Annotated in this window: 20 protein-coding genes; 11 read left to right on the top strand and 9 right to left on the bottom strand. The window is 34.0% G+C overall.

What is annotated here, in order from left to right; translation table 11 throughout:
- The first annotated feature begins 54 nt into the window (after nucleotides 1-54).
- The 7 genes from serS (at nucleotide 55) to FW781_RS19615 (ending at nucleotide 5,306) form a co-directional block, all read left to right on the top strand.
- Complete coding sequence (gene serS / locus FW781_RS19590) at nucleotides 55-1,323, top strand: serine--tRNA ligase (protein WP_149388964.1); 1,269 nt, start codon at nucleotides 55-57, stop codon at nucleotides 1,321-1,323.
- Between the two features lie 239 nt (nucleotides 1,324-1,562).
- Nucleotides 1,563-1,742, top strand: coding sequence for a hypothetical protein (locus tag FW781_RS19595; RefSeq protein ID WP_149388965.1), 180 nt, complete (start codon nucleotides 1,563-1,565; stop codon nucleotides 1,740-1,742).
- Nucleotides 1,743-1,794: 52 nt separating this feature from the next.
- Nucleotides 1,795-2,766 carry a grasp-with-spasm system ATP-grasp peptide maturase gene (gene gwsG, locus FW781_RS19600; RefSeq protein WP_149388966.1) on the top strand — a complete coding sequence of 324 codons (972 nt, stop codon included), beginning with the start codon at nucleotides 1,795-1,797 and terminating at the stop codon, nucleotides 2,764-2,766.
- Nucleotides 2,738-2,935, top strand: a complete 198-nt coding sequence (locus FW781_RS22550; protein ID WP_172625770.1) for a hypothetical protein — start codon at nucleotides 2,738-2,740, stop codon at nucleotides 2,933-2,935. Before gwsG (FW781_RS19600) ends, FW781_RS22550 begins: the two co-directional genes overlap by 29 nt.
- On the top strand, nucleotides 2,910-3,911 hold the full coding sequence (locus tag FW781_RS19605; protein WP_149388967.1) for a hypothetical protein: 1,002 nt from the start codon (nucleotides 2,910-2,912) through the stop codon (nucleotides 3,909-3,911). The genes FW781_RS22550 and FW781_RS19605 overlap by 26 nt, the downstream gene beginning before the upstream one ends.
- Nucleotides 3,895-4,503 (top strand): hypothetical protein, encoded by a 609-nt coding sequence (locus FW781_RS19610; RefSeq protein WP_149388968.1) that lies wholly within the window; start codon nucleotides 3,895-3,897, stop codon nucleotides 4,501-4,503. Before FW781_RS19605 ends, FW781_RS19610 begins: the two co-directional genes overlap by 17 nt.
- 5 nt (nucleotides 4,504-4,508) lie before the next feature.
- Complete coding sequence (locus FW781_RS19615; RefSeq protein WP_149388969.1) at nucleotides 4,509-5,306, top strand: GLPGLI family protein; 798 nt, start codon at nucleotides 4,509-4,511, stop codon at nucleotides 5,304-5,306.
- Nucleotides 5,307-5,407: 101 nt separating this feature from the next.
- On the opposite strand, the gene FW781_RS19620 is transcribed toward FW781_RS19615, so the two are convergent.
- Nucleotides 5,408-6,145, bottom strand: coding sequence for a hypothetical protein (locus FW781_RS19620; RefSeq protein ID WP_149388970.1), 738 nt, complete (start codon nucleotides 6,143-6,145; stop codon nucleotides 5,408-5,410).
- A gap of 541 nt (nucleotides 6,146-6,686) precedes the next feature.
- On the opposite strand from FW781_RS19620, the gene FW781_RS19625 reads away from it, so the two are divergent.
- From FW781_RS19625 to gwsS, 4 genes are read left to right on the top strand one after another with little or no spacing between them, the layout of a single operon-like run.
- Nucleotides 6,687-6,890, top strand: a complete 204-nt coding sequence (locus tag FW781_RS19625; RefSeq protein ID WP_149388971.1) for a hypothetical protein — start codon at nucleotides 6,687-6,689, stop codon at nucleotides 6,888-6,890.
- 51 nt (nucleotides 6,891-6,941) lie between these two features.
- On the top strand, nucleotides 6,942-7,871 hold the full coding sequence (gene gwsG, locus FW781_RS19630) for a grasp-with-spasm system ATP-grasp peptide maturase (protein WP_149388972.1): 930 nt from the start codon (nucleotides 6,942-6,944) through the stop codon (nucleotides 7,869-7,871).
- Entirely contained in the window at nucleotides 7,855-8,058 is a 204-nt protein-coding gene (locus FW781_RS19635) for a hypothetical protein (protein WP_149388973.1), read from the top strand. Before gwsG (FW781_RS19630) ends, FW781_RS19635 begins: the two co-directional genes overlap by 17 nt.
- On the top strand, nucleotides 8,055-9,146 hold the full coding sequence (gene gwsS, locus FW781_RS19640) for a grasp-with-spasm system SPASM domain peptide maturase (RefSeq protein ID WP_149388974.1): 1,092 nt from the start codon (nucleotides 8,055-8,057) through the stop codon (nucleotides 9,144-9,146). Before FW781_RS19635 ends, gwsS begins: the two co-directional genes overlap by 4 nt.
- Before the next feature lie 15 nt (nucleotides 9,147-9,161).
- Here gwsS and FW781_RS19645 read toward each other — a convergent pair whose 3' ends face one another.
- From FW781_RS19645 to FW781_RS19680, 8 genes are all read right to left on the bottom strand, one after another.
- Complete coding sequence (locus FW781_RS19645; protein WP_149388975.1) at nucleotides 9,162-9,899, bottom strand: sulfite exporter TauE/SafE family protein; 738 nt, start codon at nucleotides 9,897-9,899, stop codon at nucleotides 9,162-9,164.
- Nucleotides 9,890-10,342 (bottom strand): FixH family protein, encoded by a 453-nt coding sequence (locus FW781_RS19650; protein WP_149388976.1) that lies wholly within the window; start codon nucleotides 10,340-10,342, stop codon nucleotides 9,890-9,892. The genes FW781_RS19645 and FW781_RS19650 overlap by 10 nt, the downstream gene beginning before the upstream one ends.
- 10 nt (nucleotides 10,343-10,352) lie before the next feature.
- Nucleotides 10,353-11,807: a cytochrome c oxidase accessory protein CcoG gene (ccoG, locus tag FW781_RS19655; RefSeq protein WP_149388977.1), complete on the bottom strand. Its 1,455-nt coding sequence runs from the start codon at nucleotides 11,805-11,807 to the stop codon at nucleotides 10,353-10,355.
- 97 nt (nucleotides 11,808-11,904) lie between these two features.
- Nucleotides 11,905-12,783: a c-type cytochrome gene (locus FW781_RS19660; protein WP_149388978.1), complete on the bottom strand. Its 879-nt coding sequence runs from the start codon at nucleotides 12,781-12,783 to the stop codon at nucleotides 11,905-11,907.
- A 10-nt stretch (nucleotides 12,784-12,793) separates the two neighbouring features.
- Entirely contained in the window at nucleotides 12,794-12,994 is a 201-nt protein-coding gene (locus FW781_RS19665) for a cbb3-type cytochrome oxidase subunit 3 (protein WP_047381685.1), read from the bottom strand.
- 20 nt (nucleotides 12,995-13,014) lie between these two features.
- Nucleotides 13,015-15,276, bottom strand: a complete 2,262-nt coding sequence (gene ccoN, locus FW781_RS19670; RefSeq protein WP_149388979.1) for a cytochrome-c oxidase, cbb3-type subunit I — start codon at nucleotides 15,274-15,276, stop codon at nucleotides 13,015-13,017.
- 21 nt (nucleotides 15,277-15,297) lie between these two features.
- The gene (gene ccoS / locus FW781_RS19675) at nucleotides 15,298-15,510 is read right to left on the bottom strand and encodes a cbb3-type cytochrome oxidase assembly protein CcoS (protein WP_149388980.1); all 213 of its coding nucleotides are present in this window, start codon (nucleotides 15,508-15,510) and stop codon (nucleotides 15,298-15,300) included.
- A gap of 109 nt (nucleotides 15,511-15,619) precedes the next feature.
- Nucleotides 15,620-17,998, bottom strand: a complete 2,379-nt coding sequence (locus FW781_RS19680) for a heavy metal translocating P-type ATPase (RefSeq protein WP_149388981.1) — start codon at nucleotides 17,996-17,998, stop codon at nucleotides 15,620-15,622.
- Nucleotides 17,999-18,059 lie beyond the last annotated feature (61 nt).

The following is an 18,059-nucleotide window of genomic DNA, read 5'->3' on the forward strand; positions in this document are numbered from 1 at the left end:
TACAATTGTTAGCTTAGTTTAAGCTAAACATCTAATATTTAACATCTAAATAAAATGTTACAAGTCAATTTTTTGCGCGACAATAAAGAACGCGTTTTAGAAGGTCTTAAGAAAAGACAATTCAAAAATCTTGAGTTGGTAGACGAGGCTATCGCTGCCGACGACGAAAGAAAAAGAATCCAGTTTGAACTCGATTCCCAACTATCCGAAATCAACAAAATTTCGAAAGAAATTGGTCTTTTGATGAAAGAAGGGAAAAAAGAAGAAGCGGAATCTGCAAAATCTAAAACAGCACAATATAAAGAGTCGAGCTCAGAATTGAAATCCCAGTTAGAAGTTAAAGAAAACGACTTACTGAATATTCTGTACCAGCTTCCGAATATTCCAAATGAATTGGTGAAAAGCGGAGCTTCTGCTGATGATAATGAAATGATTTTCCAGTCTCATCCGGTAGAAGGTCTTGGTGAAGGAGCTATTCCTCACTGGGAACTGGCCAAAAAATATAATCTTATTGATTTTGAATTAGGAGTGAAAATTGCTGGAGCAGGTTTTCCGGTTTATTTAGGAAAAGGAGCAAGGCTACAGAGAGCTTTGGTTCAGTATTTCTTAGATAAAAATGTCGAGAAAGGATATACAGAGGTAAATCCTCCTCACGTAGTAAATGAAGCCTCTGGATTTGGAACCGGGCAGCTGCCTGATAAAGAAGGACAGATGTATTATATCAATGAAGATAAATTATACCTGATTCCTACAGCAGAAGTGCCTGTAACGAACCTTTACCGTGATGTATTGCTGGATGAAAAAGATCTTCCGATCAAAAATACTGCATTCTCTCAATGTTACAGAAGAGAGGCAGGAAGCTACGGAGCTCACGTAAGAGGATTGAACCGTCTTCACCAGTTTGAAAAGGTTGAAATCGTAAGAATTGAAAAGCCTGAAAACTCATATGCTGTTTTGGAAGAAATGGTAGAGCATATCAAAGAGATCCTTACAGATCTTGAGCTCCCGTTCAGAGTATTAAGACTTTGCGGTGGTGATACTGGTTTTGCATCTGCAATGACGTATGACTTTGAAGTATGGAGTGCGGCTCAGGAAATGTGGCTTGAAGTAAGCTCTGTGTCCAACTTTGAAACGTTCCAGGCTAACAGACTGAAATGCCGTTACAAAGGTGATGGTAAATCTCAGCTGGTTCACACCCTGAACGGATCTGCAATGGCACTGCCAAGAATTATGGCTGCATTGCTGGAGAATAACCAGACAGCAGAGGGAATCAAGCTTCCTAAGAAAATTGCAGAATATGCAAGATTTGATACTATTAATTAAAAATATTTTGCATATAGAATGTTTCCCCTTTCACTATTGGAAGGGGATTTTTATTTCCTTAAAGGTTGTTTGTTTTTTTTATTTTTTATTCTGTTTTTTATTATATGTTTTGTTAACATAATAAAAAAAATGAAATCTTTTTATTATTCATTTTGCAGGGAGTTATGTTTTTTATACATTCGTGATAAGCGGAATCCGAAAAGCTTATAGAGTAGGACCAAAAAGTAAACTAAATTACTATGAAAAAATTAAAATCATTAAAGAGTGGAAAAGTGCTTACAACAGGTAGCCTGAAACAGATCCATGGAGGTTTGAAAAAATTACTTCCTGAGGGAGTATGCAGTGGTTCAGGAACGGCTAATGACCCTTACGTACTTGAGAGTGTTGTAATACCTTCTGGTGCATCGGATGGATGTTAATTAAAAAAAACTTATAGGGTTGTTTCCGTAATGAGAATCAACCCTTTTTATTATGATTTTAATTTTATCTACTTCATGGGATGATGATACAAATGTTGTTATAGAGCATCTAAACAATATGGGAGAGCCATATATCCGTTTAAATGATATAGATCTGTTCAATGGAAAAACACAGATGTCTTATGCTGTAAATTCTCATGGACAGTTAATCATTCAAAATGAATTCTTCGGAAAGATAGATGTTTCAGAAGTAACAACTGTATGGTATCGCAAATGGGGAAATTTTGATAAGTATAAGGAAATGTTTGAAGAAGATCTTTCTTTAGACATGTTACAATATTTATATTCAGAATATTCTGGGGTTTTAAATGTAATTCTTTTTGCCCTTAGAAATAAGAAATGGGTGAATCATTATACGGCAGTTATGGGTTTAAGTAAGATTGCAACGCTTACAAAAGCTGAAACAGCAGGTCTTAAAATTCCTTTTACAATTGTCACCAATCAATTTGAGAGTGATAATCGATTATGGATTACTAAATCTCTAAATGAGGGAAAAGTGATTCATTATAAAAATAAAAATTTCCCTGTAATGACATTTGAATATAATAATCCTACAGAATCTTTTTTTCCAAGCTTATTCCAGGAGCGGGTTATTAAAGAATATGAACTAAGGGTTTTTCATCTTAAAGGAAAAAATTATTCGATGGCAATATTTTCTCAAAATGATCCGGCAACGTCTGTTGATTTCAGGAATTATAATCAAGAGAAGCCCAACCGGTTTATTCGTTATCAGATGCCTAGAGATCTCGACCGTAAAGTTACAAAACTGATGAAAGCATTAAATCTGCAAACAGGATCAATAGATATTATAAAAGGAATAGACGGGGAATATTATTTTTTAGAGGTTAATCCTTTTGGCCAGTTTAGAATGACTTCTTACCGATGCAACTATAACCTACATTATGAAATGGCTTTGTTATTAAAGAAAATGAATCATGAAAAAAACTCTTCTTCAGGAAGTTAACCCAGTAAAGAAAAAATTTTTACCTCCGATTTTTTCACAAGCTGTAGTATCTGGAGCAAAATTTACTTATTCCGGGCCTTTAATCAGGAAAATTGAAGCTAAAAAATATCAATCTGAAATTTTGTGTCTAAGAACTTTTAAAGATGGAATTAACCTGCCTAAGCCATAATCGGGATAAAAAACTATTTCTATTTTCATGCTGTATACCGGTTAAAGGTTCAGCAAGAGGTGCTATTTATGATTTGCAGAGAGATGATATTGAGTTGGTTCCTAATTCTTTAGTTGATTTTATAGGCTATATCAATAAGAAATCTGTTCAAAATATTATAGATGAATGGGGTGATAATGAAATAGCATGGGAGTATTTGGAACTTCTTATTCAAAAAGAATTTATTTTTTTTTCTTCAGAAGATCATTTTCCAAAACTTTCTCATAAATGTTTTAATGATGATACTTCTAAAATTGAATTTATGACTATTGTATTGTCTGAATTCGTAGTAAGGAATTCCAAAGCAATTGTGGAAAGAATTGAATATTTAGGAGTAAAATGTCTTTATCTTCATTTACCGCCAGGGACTGATTGGGAACAAATATTAGAATTTACCTACTTCCTGAAACAAAGCTGTGTTATCAGTCTTTCTATATCATTACCTTACCAGAAAGATTTTAATCCCAACGCAATTAAAGAGCAAAGACTAAAAAATCTGTATTTCTATAGTTCACCTTATTCGGAAAGTATAGAAATTTATAATGTTAACTCATATTTTTTAGAATATAATGAAGAGGAATTTCTATTCCCTAGAGCAGGCATAAATTCTATATCAATAAACCATAGAGCTTTTCTAACGGGAAAAAAGGCAAATCTTGGGCTATATAAGACCGTTTTTGTGAATGCAAAGGGAATGCTGCAGCTGAATTCTATTGATATAAAAGAATATGGCTGTATATTAGACTCGGATATGGAAAATAATTTATTCCTTCTTTCAGAGGTATGGAATATAAAAAGAGATAAAATAATGCCATGCAGAAAATGTGAACTGAAATATGCGTGTACAGCAAATTTTATCCCCACATATGATGATAAAAAGAAAATGTATTTTATAAATTGTAATTATAATCCCAGTACTAATGAATGGTTTACTTAAAATAATAGTGATAGTATTTCTGCTTTGCTTAACAAGTTGTAATAATTATTATTATTTCAATGGGCAGCAAAAAGTGGAGACTGATCACCCGGACAGGTATGAAAAATTGATTTTAACCTTTGATGAAGGAAAACAAAACATACCATTCTATACTTATGGAGATTATCGGTTTAAGAAAGTAGATAAGCAGTATATCTATTTTAAAAATCCTGAGATGCATAAACTATTGAAATACAAGCTTGGTCAAAAAAATGGTGAGCAATTTCTCTTCATATATACGGATCAGCCAACGTTTTCAAATATTCTAGGTTTTTTTTATAAAGATATAAGTATTGAAGATATTAAAAAGTTGTATGTTAACGTTAAATACAATGAAAATGAAACTCAGGTTTTTGCCCGATATCATTTTGGTAAATTTCAAGTCTATGATTTTTACAAAACTGTGAAAGGTGGACTTATACGGTTTGTGTCTATTAATAATCCCGGCTATTCTAAAGATTCGGATTATCAATGGTTTAACAGAGAAATAAATACTATGTTTTTTAATATCAATCATTCTCTATGGAATGGTTATGCTAACCCTCTTAACTAACGAAGATGAAAAAAACAATTCTGATCCTTTTTATTGTTTTGGTATCCATATCTTTTTTACAAGGACAGACATACAGGATAGATTATCAGATGACTTATAAAATGGATTCCACAAAGGATGAAACAATTAAAAAAAAGATGATATTGGATGTAAAAGATAATGTTTCTAAATTTTATTCCTATAATTTGTATCATATTGATTCATTAGGATCTAATCAAATTAGAAAAAAGGCATCAGATTATGATTTTTCGGTAATCAGGAAAACCAAGGATAATACAACAGAAAAATATTTTGTAATAGGTCTAGATAAATATTCTTTCAAGGAAGATGCGCCTAAATTTGATTGGAAGATTACGGAAGAAGTGAAAAAGATACATGATGTTAACTGTCAGAAAGCTAGATTGAATTATAAAGGAAGAAATTGGGAAGCATGGTTTGCAAAAGATATTCCTTTTCAGGAAGGACCTTATATTTTTAATTCTTTACCTGGTTTAATTATAGATATGAGAGATTCCGGTAATAATTATATTTTTACAATGACTGCATTGAGGAAGGATGTTGGTGCAGTTGATCCAATAGCTGAAACTATTCCTGTTAACAGAAAACAGTTAACCAAAGCTTATCTGGATTACTATAATGACCCTTATAAAGAACTAAAGGCCGGAAAAGCAGTCGTGAAGGTGGTAGATGAATCCGGAAGGCAGGTAACTCCGAATTTTAATCAACTTACAGAACTTAAACAAAAAGATATAAAAATGAAGAATAATCCAATCGAACTAACGGATGCTATTAAGTACCCTTAATAGTTTATATATGGTTTGTCTTAACTAGATTATAACTGTCAGATTAAGCATTGGCTAATTCATATTAATACATATCCCACCGGATTTCGGTGGGTTTTGTTTTATTCTGTAACAATGATAATCTTTTTATCTTCGTTTTTGAATTTTGAATCTTTGTCATATAGGGCTTTCAAATCATATTCTATTCTTATGGAATGATCATCGATCTGTTTTACCCAGTCATGTTTCCCTGTCATTGATTTTATGGGATTTTCAAATTTTAAAGTAGTACCGATCTTTTTGAAAAACATAATCATCATTCCTGCCATCTTCTGAGTTTCTTCTTTTGAGCTTTTGGAGCGAATAGCCTCTTCAATGCTTTTAAGATTAAAGTTTCCGGTATCAATCGTCAGGGTTTTTCCGTCCCAATTATTATAAATATTCTGATCCAGCGGGACTTTTTCAGTTTTTGTAAAACTTTTCAGAATCTGATAATCTTCCGGCGAAAAATGATCCATCTTAAAAGAAAATCCTGCAAGTGTGTTATTTTCTTTTGTAGACTTCATGAAGATTTTTTTCATGATTTTGATGGAATCGGGATTCTCTGTTTTTAATTTTCCTTCTTTTCTGGCAACATCATACATACTGGTCCAGGTAGTTGGAAGTCTGTCCATTTCTCCAAATTCCTTTTGTTTTAATGAATCAGGTGTCATGGCCATCATCTCTGCCATAAACTCTCTTGTATCAATATCCATTACGGAAGTAGAAGCGGCATCCTTGTGATAGACAATTTCAGAATTTACACTGCAGGACTGTAATATCAAAAAACTTAATAAAAATAAGATGGCCGTTTTCTTCATAGTTCCAAGTTTAGTAAAGTGTAAAGATAGGCTTTCTAATGTAAGAATGTAAAATTGATCTTGCGATGAGAATTTAGTTTTAAAAATTAATTATTATCCATTTTTTCCATTATTCTTTTATATAATACCTGGGATTCTGATAATTTATTTGTACATCTTGTTCAATTTCAGGGTGGTTTTGCGGGTTAAAATCACTATTAAGACACTAAATAGTGTTTTATATATATTGCATAAATAATTGCTTTTTTTTGTTTTCAGCAATGCAAATTAACAACATATGTATTTGATTTTCATTTTTATGATGATATTGTTGTTATTTATACAATTTATTAATTATTTTTTAAAAGTTAAAATTTGTTAAATTGAATCGATTTGTTGAATTAATTGATACATTTGAAAAAGAAACCGGATAAGTATTGAATAATGTTTATTCAAATTAAAATAATATTGCGATTAATGTATTTGTCGCGGCTGCATTGTTGTAATGAATCTATTTGATTAATTGGTTTTTTATTACTTATTCTAAAAAATAAAAATTACTATGAAAAATTTAAAATCGTTATCAGATTTCAAAAAAGAAATCAAAGGCAAAAAAATTTCAAGAACTTCTATGATGGCTATTTCCGGAGGAAGAAGAGTTATTCGCCCTACAACACGTTCAGACAATGGAGCTGCTGACTCTGTATTATATACTTATGATGAGGATAACCACTTATTAAGCACTGAATGCTGGTCAGGGTGTTAAGATAATCTTTAAACTTAATAGACTACCATTTTTGGTAGTCTTTTTTTTATTATGATACTAATAATTTCTGATGAATATGATATCTCAACTGCTATTGTAATAGATTGGTTGAGTTATTTTCAAGTTGACTGGCTAAGGATTAATGATTCAGATGAGTGCGAACTGTCTGTCATTGATTCAAAAACATTTATTAAGCTTAAGAATAATATTATAGATATAGATAAAATAGAAGCCGTTTGGTATAGAAGAGGATTTATTTCTATCGGAGAATTTAGAAAGATAGAATTGCCTCAGTTTAAATCTTATCTATCTCATAACAGAGGTGTTTTGCATGAATATCTTCAATATAAGTTGTCAGATAAAAGACACATCAATTCTTTTAGTAAAGCCAATGTCAATAAATTAATTGTAAATGATATCGCAAGAGAAATCGGCCTGAATATTCCGGAATCATATATAAATAATAAGCTGCTGGGGCAAAAAAAATATAAAAAGACTATTACAAAACCTATTACACCCGGTTTTTTAGGAAGCATCAATGATATCAAAATTGATTCTTATACAAAACTTTTAGAGAAGGATCGTGTAAAAAGCTTCAGTACTTCCTTAATCCAGGAGTATATTGAAAAAAAATTTGAGATAAGAACATTTTATCTTCTTGGAAAATGCTGGAGTATGGCAATCCTCTCACAGGCAGATAGTAAAACGCAGATAGATTTTAGAAGGTATAATAATGATATTCCTAATCGGACAGTTCCTTTCAGGCTCCCGGAATCCATTGAAAAAATGATTGATATTCTTATGAAAAGGATTTCTTTGGAAAGTGGCTCAATAGATTTTTTGTATTCAACAGATAATAACTTTTATTTCTTGGAGGTCAACCCTGTTGGTCAGTTTGATATGGTATCATTTCCATGTAACTATCATTTAGAAAAAGAAATTGCATTACATTTAATGAATGAATATGAAACAGAAAAGTAAACTTGATGATATTATAAAAGAAATTGAAGCTCATCATAACGAATTACCCCTTGTTTTCCAGGAACTAGAATTTAAACATATAAAATTGCAAAAAAAGGCTGAAAGAAAAATTTCATCAAGTTATTATAATACACAAAAGCTGGATGTTTTAAGTTGTTATAAGCCTATTTTAAGAATAGAGAAATGAAGCATGATTATTTTAGAGTCTACACAAACTGTATTGTTACAAAAGGCTATACAAGATCTTTAATCAGTGATATTCAGAGAGATAATTCGGAATTTATACCAAATTCTTTAGCGGATATCATTGAAAGACTTAACCAAAAAGAAAGCCTAGCTTCCATTTATAAAGATTATGGGGAAGAAAGCAAACCAATATTAGATGAATATTTTGATTTTTTGCTTCAGGAAGAATATGGATTTTACTGCAGCAATGAGGAGTTTGACATGTTTATCGACTTAGATTTACACTATCAAAATCCAGATCGAATTTCAAATATGATTATTGAAATTAAAAAAAATGAATTGTCTTCCTTGAAAGGAGTTGTTACTCAGGCTGAAAGATTAGGCTGTAAATTTATTGCACTGGTTTGTTATGAAAGCTTGGATCCTGATGATTTTGACAAGATAAAGGTGATATTTGATAATACGATAGTAAGTTCAGTTGAAATAATTTCGCAGTATTCAGATCGTATCAATGAGAATACTATATCAGAGTTAAGTACAAAATTTGAAAGACTTACCTCATTATTTTTGTTTAATGCTCCCCCGAAAATGTCTATGGGATCGAGAAAAAAATATTGTAAAGTAGTGTTTTCTCAAAAAAAATATACGAATTTTAGTTTTTGCGGAGGGATATCTTCCGATCATTTCCAGACAAATCTTCCTAAAGTTTTAGAAGCCCTTAACCATAATTCCTGCCTTAATAAGAAAATAGCGGTGGATATTAACGGGAATATAAAAAACTGCCCTGCAATGCCTGAAAGCTTTGGTAATATAAAGGATATAAGTTTAAATGAGGCTGTCAAGCATCAGAATTTTGAGCAATATTGGAATGTTACAAAAGATGTTATCACGGGCTGTAAAGATTGTGAATTTCGTTATATATGTACAGACTGTAGAGCCTTTACTGAACGATCTGATTCAAATGAAAATTTACTTGATCTATCTAAGCCTTTAAAATGTGGCTACGACCCCTATACAGGAGAGTGGGAAGAATGGTCTGCCAATGAACTGAAACAAAAAGCAATTAACTATTATAAACAGCTGCCGTAATAAAATAGTTAGAAATTAGTGGCAGTTATTGTTAATTTGAGAGCCTCCCTGATAGTCATTCGAGATCGTCATAGCTTCCGCTTTCGGAGAAACATAGGGAATTCCCAGCTCAAGACCTCTTAGAATGAATAATCCTCCTAAAATGATCATGATTACAGGAACGGCTTTCAACACCTTTACCCTGAATGCCTGATTCATGAGATTTCCAGCTAAAACAATGGCAAACATGAACGGAAATGTTCCCAGTCCAAATAAAGCCATATATAAAGCTCCCTGCCATATTCCTCCGCCTGCAAGACTTGCCGTAAGAGCCATATAAACCATTCCGCAGGGCAAAAAACCATTAAGAACTCCTGTAGAGAATCTTGAACGGTAATCTGCTTTTTGAAGAAGTTTTCCTAAGTTTAATTTAACGGAGTATAAAAATTTAGAGAGAAAAGGAATTTTTGAGGCAAAATCCTTTCCGCCAAAAGAAAATACAGCCATAATGATCAGAAGAACTCCCGCCGTAATGGTAAGGTATTTCTGGAAGCCTGCCATTTCAAATCCTTGTCCGATGATCCCGAGAAGCGCACCCAATAATGAATAGGTGAATATTCTTCCGAATTGATAGGTAAGATTCTGAAGATAAAAGTTAGCTGCCTGTTTTTTGGTTAATCCCATCGACAGGGCAATAGGGCCACACATTCCGATACAGTGAAAACCGGAAGCAAAGCCTAAAGCAATAGCCGATACAATAAGTCCTATTTCCATATCACATCATAATCCATTCTGTAGTCTGTTTTGTCGGTTGTCCAGCTCAGTCTTAGTGTATAGTTCCCCATTTTCAATACCTGTGAAGGTATTATGAAAGACTGGCCGGCATCAAGCTGTACAGATTTTTTGATATCTAAATTCTGGTCGTCGGTTCTGTTTAAAACAAATTTTACCGTAGTATTTGAGTTGTTATAATCTTTTGGAAAAGTAATTTTAATTCCCTTGGGATCCTGGCTGTATACAGGTTTTTCCGGCAATTCGTCTGCTTTTTTCTTTGCATCAATGACATCCTGATATTTTAACTCCTCTTCATAATAATTATCCGTTACCATTTCAGAGTTCTTCTGTCCGTTTGGAAAAAGAAATAACATAGATAATATAAAAGCTATGAATGCAAATAATGCAATTACAACACCGTGTCCCCAACTAAAGTTCTTCATTTTTTTCTAATTAAAATTGCAGTTTAAATGGCCCTTCAAAATAAGTCTGGTATGAATCAATCAGTTTTCCTTTCATATCGTAAACGCCAATGGTAATATTCTGTTTAGAAAGTTTCATTTCTCCTTCAGGGAAGCTGATATTGATGGTCCCTTTAGAAATTTTATCGCGGTCTACCTGAATTTTGCTTGATGCACTGTATGTGATTTCTCCATGTGCCGGATCAATTACTTTGATAGTAACTATTTTTTTATCGTTCGTTTTATTAAGGAAAGTATAATTATAGGTATTGGTAATTTTACCGTCTCTTACAAAGAATGTGCTTCCTGCCGGCTTGATGAATTTAGCTTCCATTTCACCACGGCTGTACAGAAGGTATCCTAAGAATCCTACAAGAAGGAGTAAGAATACGGCAAATCCTTTCATCCTTCCTGTAAACTTAAATTGAGTTTCTTTTTCAATTTCGTTTTCAGAAGCATATCGGATCAGTCCTTTTGGAAGGCCTACTTTTTCCATCACTTCGTCACAGGCATCAATACAGGCCGTACAGTTTATACATTCCAATTGTTGTCCGTCTCGGATATCAATTCCCGTAGGACATACTACTACACACTGGTGACAGTCGATACAATCTCCTTTGCCGGCAGCCTTGCGGTCTTCGCCTTTTCTCCATTTTGATCTGTTTTCTCCTCTTTTGAAGTCATAGAAAACGTTGATTGTATCTTTATCAATTAATACTCCCTGGAGTCTTCCGTATGGGCATACCAATGTACAAACCTGCTCTCTGAACCATGCAAATACAAAGTAAAATGCAGCAGTAAGAAGAATCATTACAATAAAATTGGTAGGATGGGCAAATGGTCCTTCACCAATGATCTTGAATACCTCTTCATATCCTACGATGTACATAAACATAAAGTGGGTGATCACCAATGAAATAATGATGTAAACAGTCCATTTTAAACTTCTTTTCCAGATCTTTTCGCTGTTCCACTCCTGTCTGTCCAGCTTCATTTGCTTGTTTCTGTCACCTTCAATCAGATATTCTATTTTACGGAAGATCGATTCCATAAAAATTGTCTGAGGGCAAATCCACCCGCAGAAAATTCTTCCGAACGCAATCGTAAAAACAATAATGAAGATTAAAGAGGCAATAGCACCTAAAGTAAGGATAAAAAAGTCTTGTGGATAGAAAGGCTGTCCAAAGATGAAAAATTCTCTGTCTATGACATTGAACAATAATAATGGATTACCATTGATTTTGATGAACGGTAATGAAAAATAAATGATTAGTAATAAATAACTTACAATGTTTCTGTAGTTGGTATATTTCCCTTTAGGCTTTCTTGGAAATACCCATCTTCTTTTTCCGGATTGCTCCATTGTCCCTATAGAATCTCTGTAAGTTTCAGGGTCCAGAACCTGTCCCTGTCCGCCGCGTACTTCTATTTCTTCTATGTCTGACATTTTTGTAATGTGTTTATAAAAAGAAAAAACATAATTCGTTACTATTTCTAAGGTAATAACAAATTATGTTTTTTTCATATGTTTCTAATTTTTTAAATTATTCTTTTTCCCAATGCGCTTCATCACCATATGGAGTAGCACCTCCCTGTGCCGGAGTAATTGGCGGCTGTTCCTGGTTAATGTGGTAAACATAAGCGGCAACATTCTGAATGTCAGCACCTGTTAATACCCCATTTTTACCCCAAGCCTGCATTGCCGTACCTGTTACCCCATTTTCTACAACGTGGAATACGTTTTTGAATAATGTTTTTTCAGGTTGGTTGTGCCAGAAGTTATCAGTAAGGTTGGGTCCGATACCACCTCTACCACCATCAGAGTGACAAGAAACGCAGTTTGTTTTGAATACTTCCTCACCTGCAGCAATGTTATCAGCTGAATATTTTGCTGATTCAATAGTTACAGGAGGCTGTTCTTTCATATACTTATCAATACTTGCCAGCTGTTCTTTATATTCTTTTTCATATTCGCTTAACGGGTGAGCGAAGTCTGTGAAAGAGTATGCTGCAATATATACAATACAAAAAGCAGTCCCAAAATAGAATAAACCTACCCACCATTTTGGTAACTGGTTATCCAGCTCCATGATTCCATCGAAACCGTGGTCGATAAGGATATCTTTTTCTTCAGTTTCAGATTGCTTTTTGAATGCAGCTAAATACATTCTTTTTAAGAAAGGAACTTTCTTTTCAGCTAAATAAGCTGCTTTTTCTTCCGGAGATAATTTTTTGAATTTGTTGTTTTCAATCAGATCTCCAATTGCACCATGGATATAGGCAAGGATACCGGCGATCACAACAGTTCCCCAGAAGTAAGGTGAAGAAAGGAACGCGTAGCTCTGTACAAATAAATAATAAAAAACTATTAAAAGTCCGATTATTATTAAGATGTTTATAACAACAGGTGTTCTTTGTTTCATAAAAAATAGTTTAATTTTTTAAATTAAAATCGTCATCTTCTTCATCCCCAAGAGGTGCCTCCTCTTCTTCTTTGTAATATTTTTTAGGCCTGCTAAAAACATAAATTACCAAAGCAATGAAGAACAGCATAAAGAAAATCAGAGCCAGTGTCTGGTAGAAACCAGCATTTTCTGTATTGGATAATATATCTTTAAAGTTCTGAGGAATCATAATATGAGCCTTTTAATGTTTTAGTTATTACTTGCTGTTTTGATTTCAGTTGTTTTGATATCTGTTCCTAATCTCTGAAGATAAGAAATAAGAGCTACAATTTCTTTTTTCTCTAATTCTCCCTGAGGTCTCTTAGCATAAGCCTGTTTAAGGTCATTTGCTTCTGAGAAGATATCTTTTACAATTTTTGCTGATTGGTTATTTGCCCATTTGTCTGCAGAATCAATTTCAGCTTTAGAATAAGGTACATCGAATACATTTTTCATCAGCTTCATTTTGTCTACCATCTTAGTTCTGTCTAAGTCAGTAGCAATTAACCAAGGATAACGAGGCATGATGGAACCTGCGGAAGTAGATCTTGGGTTATACATGTGCTTGTAGTGCCAAGAACTTGGGTTTTTACCTCCTTCTCTATGTAAATCCGGTCCAGTTCTCTTAGAACCCCATAGGAACGGTCTGTCGTATACGAATTCTCCAGCTTTGGAGTATTGTCCGTTTTTACCGTTGAACCTTGTGATCTCATCTCTGAACGGTCTTACCATCTGAGAGTGACAAGCGTTACATCCTTCACGGATATAAATATCTCTACCTTCAAGTTCAAGTGGTGAATAAGGCTTCACTGCAGAAATCGTAGGTACACTTTTCTTAAGAGATAGTGTAGGGATGATTTCAATTGAACTACCAATAGATATTGTAATGAAAGATAAAATACCTAATAATACCGGAGTTCTTTCCAGCCAAAGGTGAGTACCTTCTCCTTCTTTTCTGTTTTTACTGATGTTTGCCAACGCAGGAGCTTCAGCAGGAACTTCTTTCTGGAATGATCCTTTTCTTACTGTAGCAATTACGTTTACGATCATTAGGATAGATCCTGAGATATAGAATAAACCTCCTACGAATCTCATTTTGAAGTAAGGGATAATAGCCGTTACAGTATCCAGCCAGTTTTTCCATAATAATGTTCCGTCCGGGTTAAATTGCTTCCACATTAACCCTTGTGTGAATCCTGAAATATACATTGGAACTGCATAGAAAATAATTCCTAAAGTACCTAACCAGAAATGCCAGTTAGCTAATTTTACAGACCAAAGTTTTGTTCTCCACATAATTGGTACCAAATAATAGATAACCCCGAATGCCATGAAACCATTCCATCCAAGAGCTCCTAAGTGTACGTGACCGATAACCCAGTCTGTAAAGTGACCAATTTTGTTGATGTTTTTAGTTGCCAAAAGCGGCCCTTCAAACGTTGCCATACCATAACAAGTAACGGCTACTACGAAAAACTTAAGGATAGGATTTTCTCTTACTTTATCCCAAGCTCCTCTTAATGTAAGAAGACCATTTAACATTCCTCCCCAAGATGGTGCAATAAGCATGATAGAGAACCCTGTTCCTACCGCCTGAGCCCAAGCCGGAAGAGCTGTATACTGAAGGTGGTGAGGACCAGCCCAGATATATACGAAAATTAATGACCAGAAGTGAATAATAGACAGTTTATAAGAGAATACCGGTCTGTCTGCAGCCTTCGGAAGGAAGTAATACATTAAACCTAGAACCGGAGTCGTCAATACGAATGCAACCGCATTGTGTCCATACCACCACTGTACAATAGCATCTTTTACCCCAGCGTATGCTGAATAAGATTTCCAGCCTGTGAAAGATAAAGGTACTTCAAGGTTGTTGAAGATGTGAAGCATTGCTACCGCAATCCATGTACCAATGTAGAACCAGATCGCTACATAAAGGTGTCTCACTCTTCTCTTTGAAATAGTCAGGAACATATTGATACCAAAAATGATCCATGAGAATGCGATCAATATGTCGATCGGCCACTCGTGTTCAGCATATTCCTTAGAGGTGTTGATCCCCATAAAGAACGTAATGAACGTAGCAACGATCATAAACTGCCAAGTCCAGAAATGTAACCAAGACAATGTGTCACTGTACATTCTTGTTTTTAATAATCTCTGTAATGAGTAATAAATACCCGTGTAAACAATGTTACAAACGAATGCAAAGATTACGGTGTTGGTGTGCAGCATTCTGATTCTACCAAAACCAAATGCACCATGAGTGTTTATTAAACCTTGAATATTACCCGATGCCAAACTCTTAATGGTTGTGTCATCTGTCCCGAAAAAGAATTCAGGTAATTCAGGGTAGAAAAGCATTAATGCCGCCGTAAGCCCGAACGTAAACCCTATAAGACCGAAAACTAAGGTCGCATAAAGGAACGCACGGACAATACTATTGTCATAACTAAACTTCTGTGTTTCCATATCAACTATTCACTATTTTTCTCAATTTTTATTATTTTCTCCTATTTCTTTCTCGTCCTTATTTTTGTTGCCTGTTTCATCATTTTCTTTGACTTTTTCATCATCAAAAAGGATTCTGACAGCCGGAGATTCATCATCTTCAAACTGTCCTTTTCGGGCATACACTATAAATACGACCAAGAAAATCGCAGCCAAAGAAACACTGCAGAGGATCATTAAATATAGAATATCCATTGGACAACAAAATTAACCTATTTTCGGGGTTCAAATTTAGTGAAAAATAATGACTTTCATCACGAAATGACGATTTCAGCTAATTTAAAATCAGTCTAAATAAGGGCTTTTAGGCCTGTTTTTTGAAATATTTCCGGCCTAAAATCCAGGTGGAAAGTGTAGTAAAGGTAACCACTGTAATAGAACTGATTGGCATGATGATTGCTGCAAAGAGCGGATGCATATGTCCTGTAACAGCGTAACTTAAACCAACGATATTGTATAGAAAACTGATTATAAATGTCATTTTCACAATAGTGATGGAGCCTTTGCAAACGTTCAGGTAATGGTCTAATGCAACCACTTTATCACCATTCATAATTACATCAGAGGATGGTGTAAAACTGTTGGTGTCATCAGCAATGGCAATTCCTACATTACTTTGTTTTAATGCTCCTGCATCGTTAAGACCATCTCCAAGCATTGCTACTTTCATATGCTGGTCCTGAAGGGCTTTAATGTAATTCAGTTTATCTTCCGGGTTCTGATTAAAGGCCATTCCTTTGTAATTCGGAATAAGTTCTTTTAACTGGCTTTCTTCCGAGGAGTTATCTCCACTCAGGATAAATATTTTGTAGTTGGTTAATTTTGTGAAAAGTTCTCTCAGTTTTGGGCGGTATTCATTTTTAAAGATAAATTTACCTAAATATGATCCGTTTTTGCTGATATAAACAGCTGTTTCCAGATTTTTGGGTTCCTGATCATTATAACGGGCAGACCCGATTTTATAAAAATTTCCTCTTACACTGGCTTCATATCCTTTTCCTGAAATTTCAACAAAATTTTCTACAGGGAAATAATCATCATTTACTTCAATGAATTCATATAATGATTTTGAAAGCGGGTGGTTGGAGTTCTTTAATAATGTTTTAATATTCAGAGAATCAAATTCATTGATCTCTAATCCTTGATATTTGATATTTGATTTTTTTCTGTGCGTAATTGTTCCGGTTTTATCAAAGACAATGGTGTCAAGCTTAGCGATTTTTTCAATCGTTAAAGTATCTTTTACATAAAACTTATTCCGGCCTAAAATCCTCATAATGTGTCCGAAAGTGAACGGTGCCGACAACGCAAGAGCACAAGGGCATGCAATGATCAGAATGGCTGAAATAACCTGGAACATTTTATTTAAATCAATAAAATACCAATAAGTTCCCGCGGCTAAAGCGATGCCTAAAATAATGAATGTGAAATATTTACTGACGTTATTTGTTAATGTGTCAAGTCCGGTTTCATGCTTTTTAAATGCCTCTTTATTCCAAAGCTGAGTCAAATAACTTTGATCTACGTTTTTAATCACTTCAAGCTCTAAAGAAGATCCAACCTGCTTTCCTCCCGCAAAAATTTTGTCACCAGGCTGTTTGCTGATACTTTCGCTTTCTCCGGTAATAAAACTGTTATCAATATTTCCTTCTCCGCTGATCAGAATTCCGTCAACCGGGATGATTTCCTGATTTCTAACCAGAATTCTATCACCTACTTTTATTTCAGACAGTAAAATATTATCCTGTTTTCCTTCGAAATCAACTTTCGTTACGGCAATAGGATAGAAAGATTTGTAATCTCTGTCATAGGAAAGAGCGTTGTACGTTCTTTTTTGAAAAATTTTCCCGAGAAGCATGAAGAATAAAAGTCCGCAAAGGGTATCAAAATATCCTGGACCATAATCTGTTACCACTTCATAAATACTTCTTCCGTATAGAACAAAAATTCCTAAGACAATCGGAACATCAATATTGACGATTTTATTCTTTAAACCATACCATGCGGATTTATAATAATCTGAAGCTGAGTAAAATACAACAGGTGTTGCCAGAAGGAATATCAAGGTTCTGAATAAGCCTTTATAATGCTCCATCCAATAATCTTCGCCTCCGATATATTCAGGAAACGCAAGGAACATTCCGTTACCGAAAGCGAAGGCGGCAATGGCGAATTTTACTAATAAAGATTTGTCGAGATGATCTTCATTTTTATCAGCTGTTTCAAGGCTTATAACGGGCTTATATCCGAGATTGGTTAAAAATTTAGCTAATTCACTTAATTTCAGATCGTTATGATTGAATGAGATCTGTAAGGTCTTTCTTGTAAAGTTAACCTGTGAATATTTGATATGTGGATTTAAAGTATGAAGGCTTTCCAATAGCCAGATACATGAAGAACAGTGGATTACCGGGATTTTGAATGTAACAAGGCTGGTATTTCCTTCAGAAAAATCAGTGACTTTTTCAAAAATTTCCGGTGTATCCAGGTAGTCAAATTGGGTAGAATTTTCATCATTAGGACGGATTCCCGCTCCTTTATTAAGCTCATAAAAATTGCTTAAATTATTTAAATTTAGAATTTCGTAAACAGACTTACATCCATTACAACAGAAAGTCTTTTCATCAAATAAAATTCTCTCTTTTTCTATCCCTTGACCACAATGAAAACAGTTCTCGCTCACCCCATAAAATATTGAACTACAAAATTATAACAAATTTTTTTGTTTATCGCGTTAAAAAGTT

The organism is Chryseobacterium panacisoli (assembly GCF_008274625.1).
GTDB lineage: Bacteria > Bacteroidota > Bacteroidia > Flavobacteriales > Weeksellaceae > Chryseobacterium > Chryseobacterium panacisoli.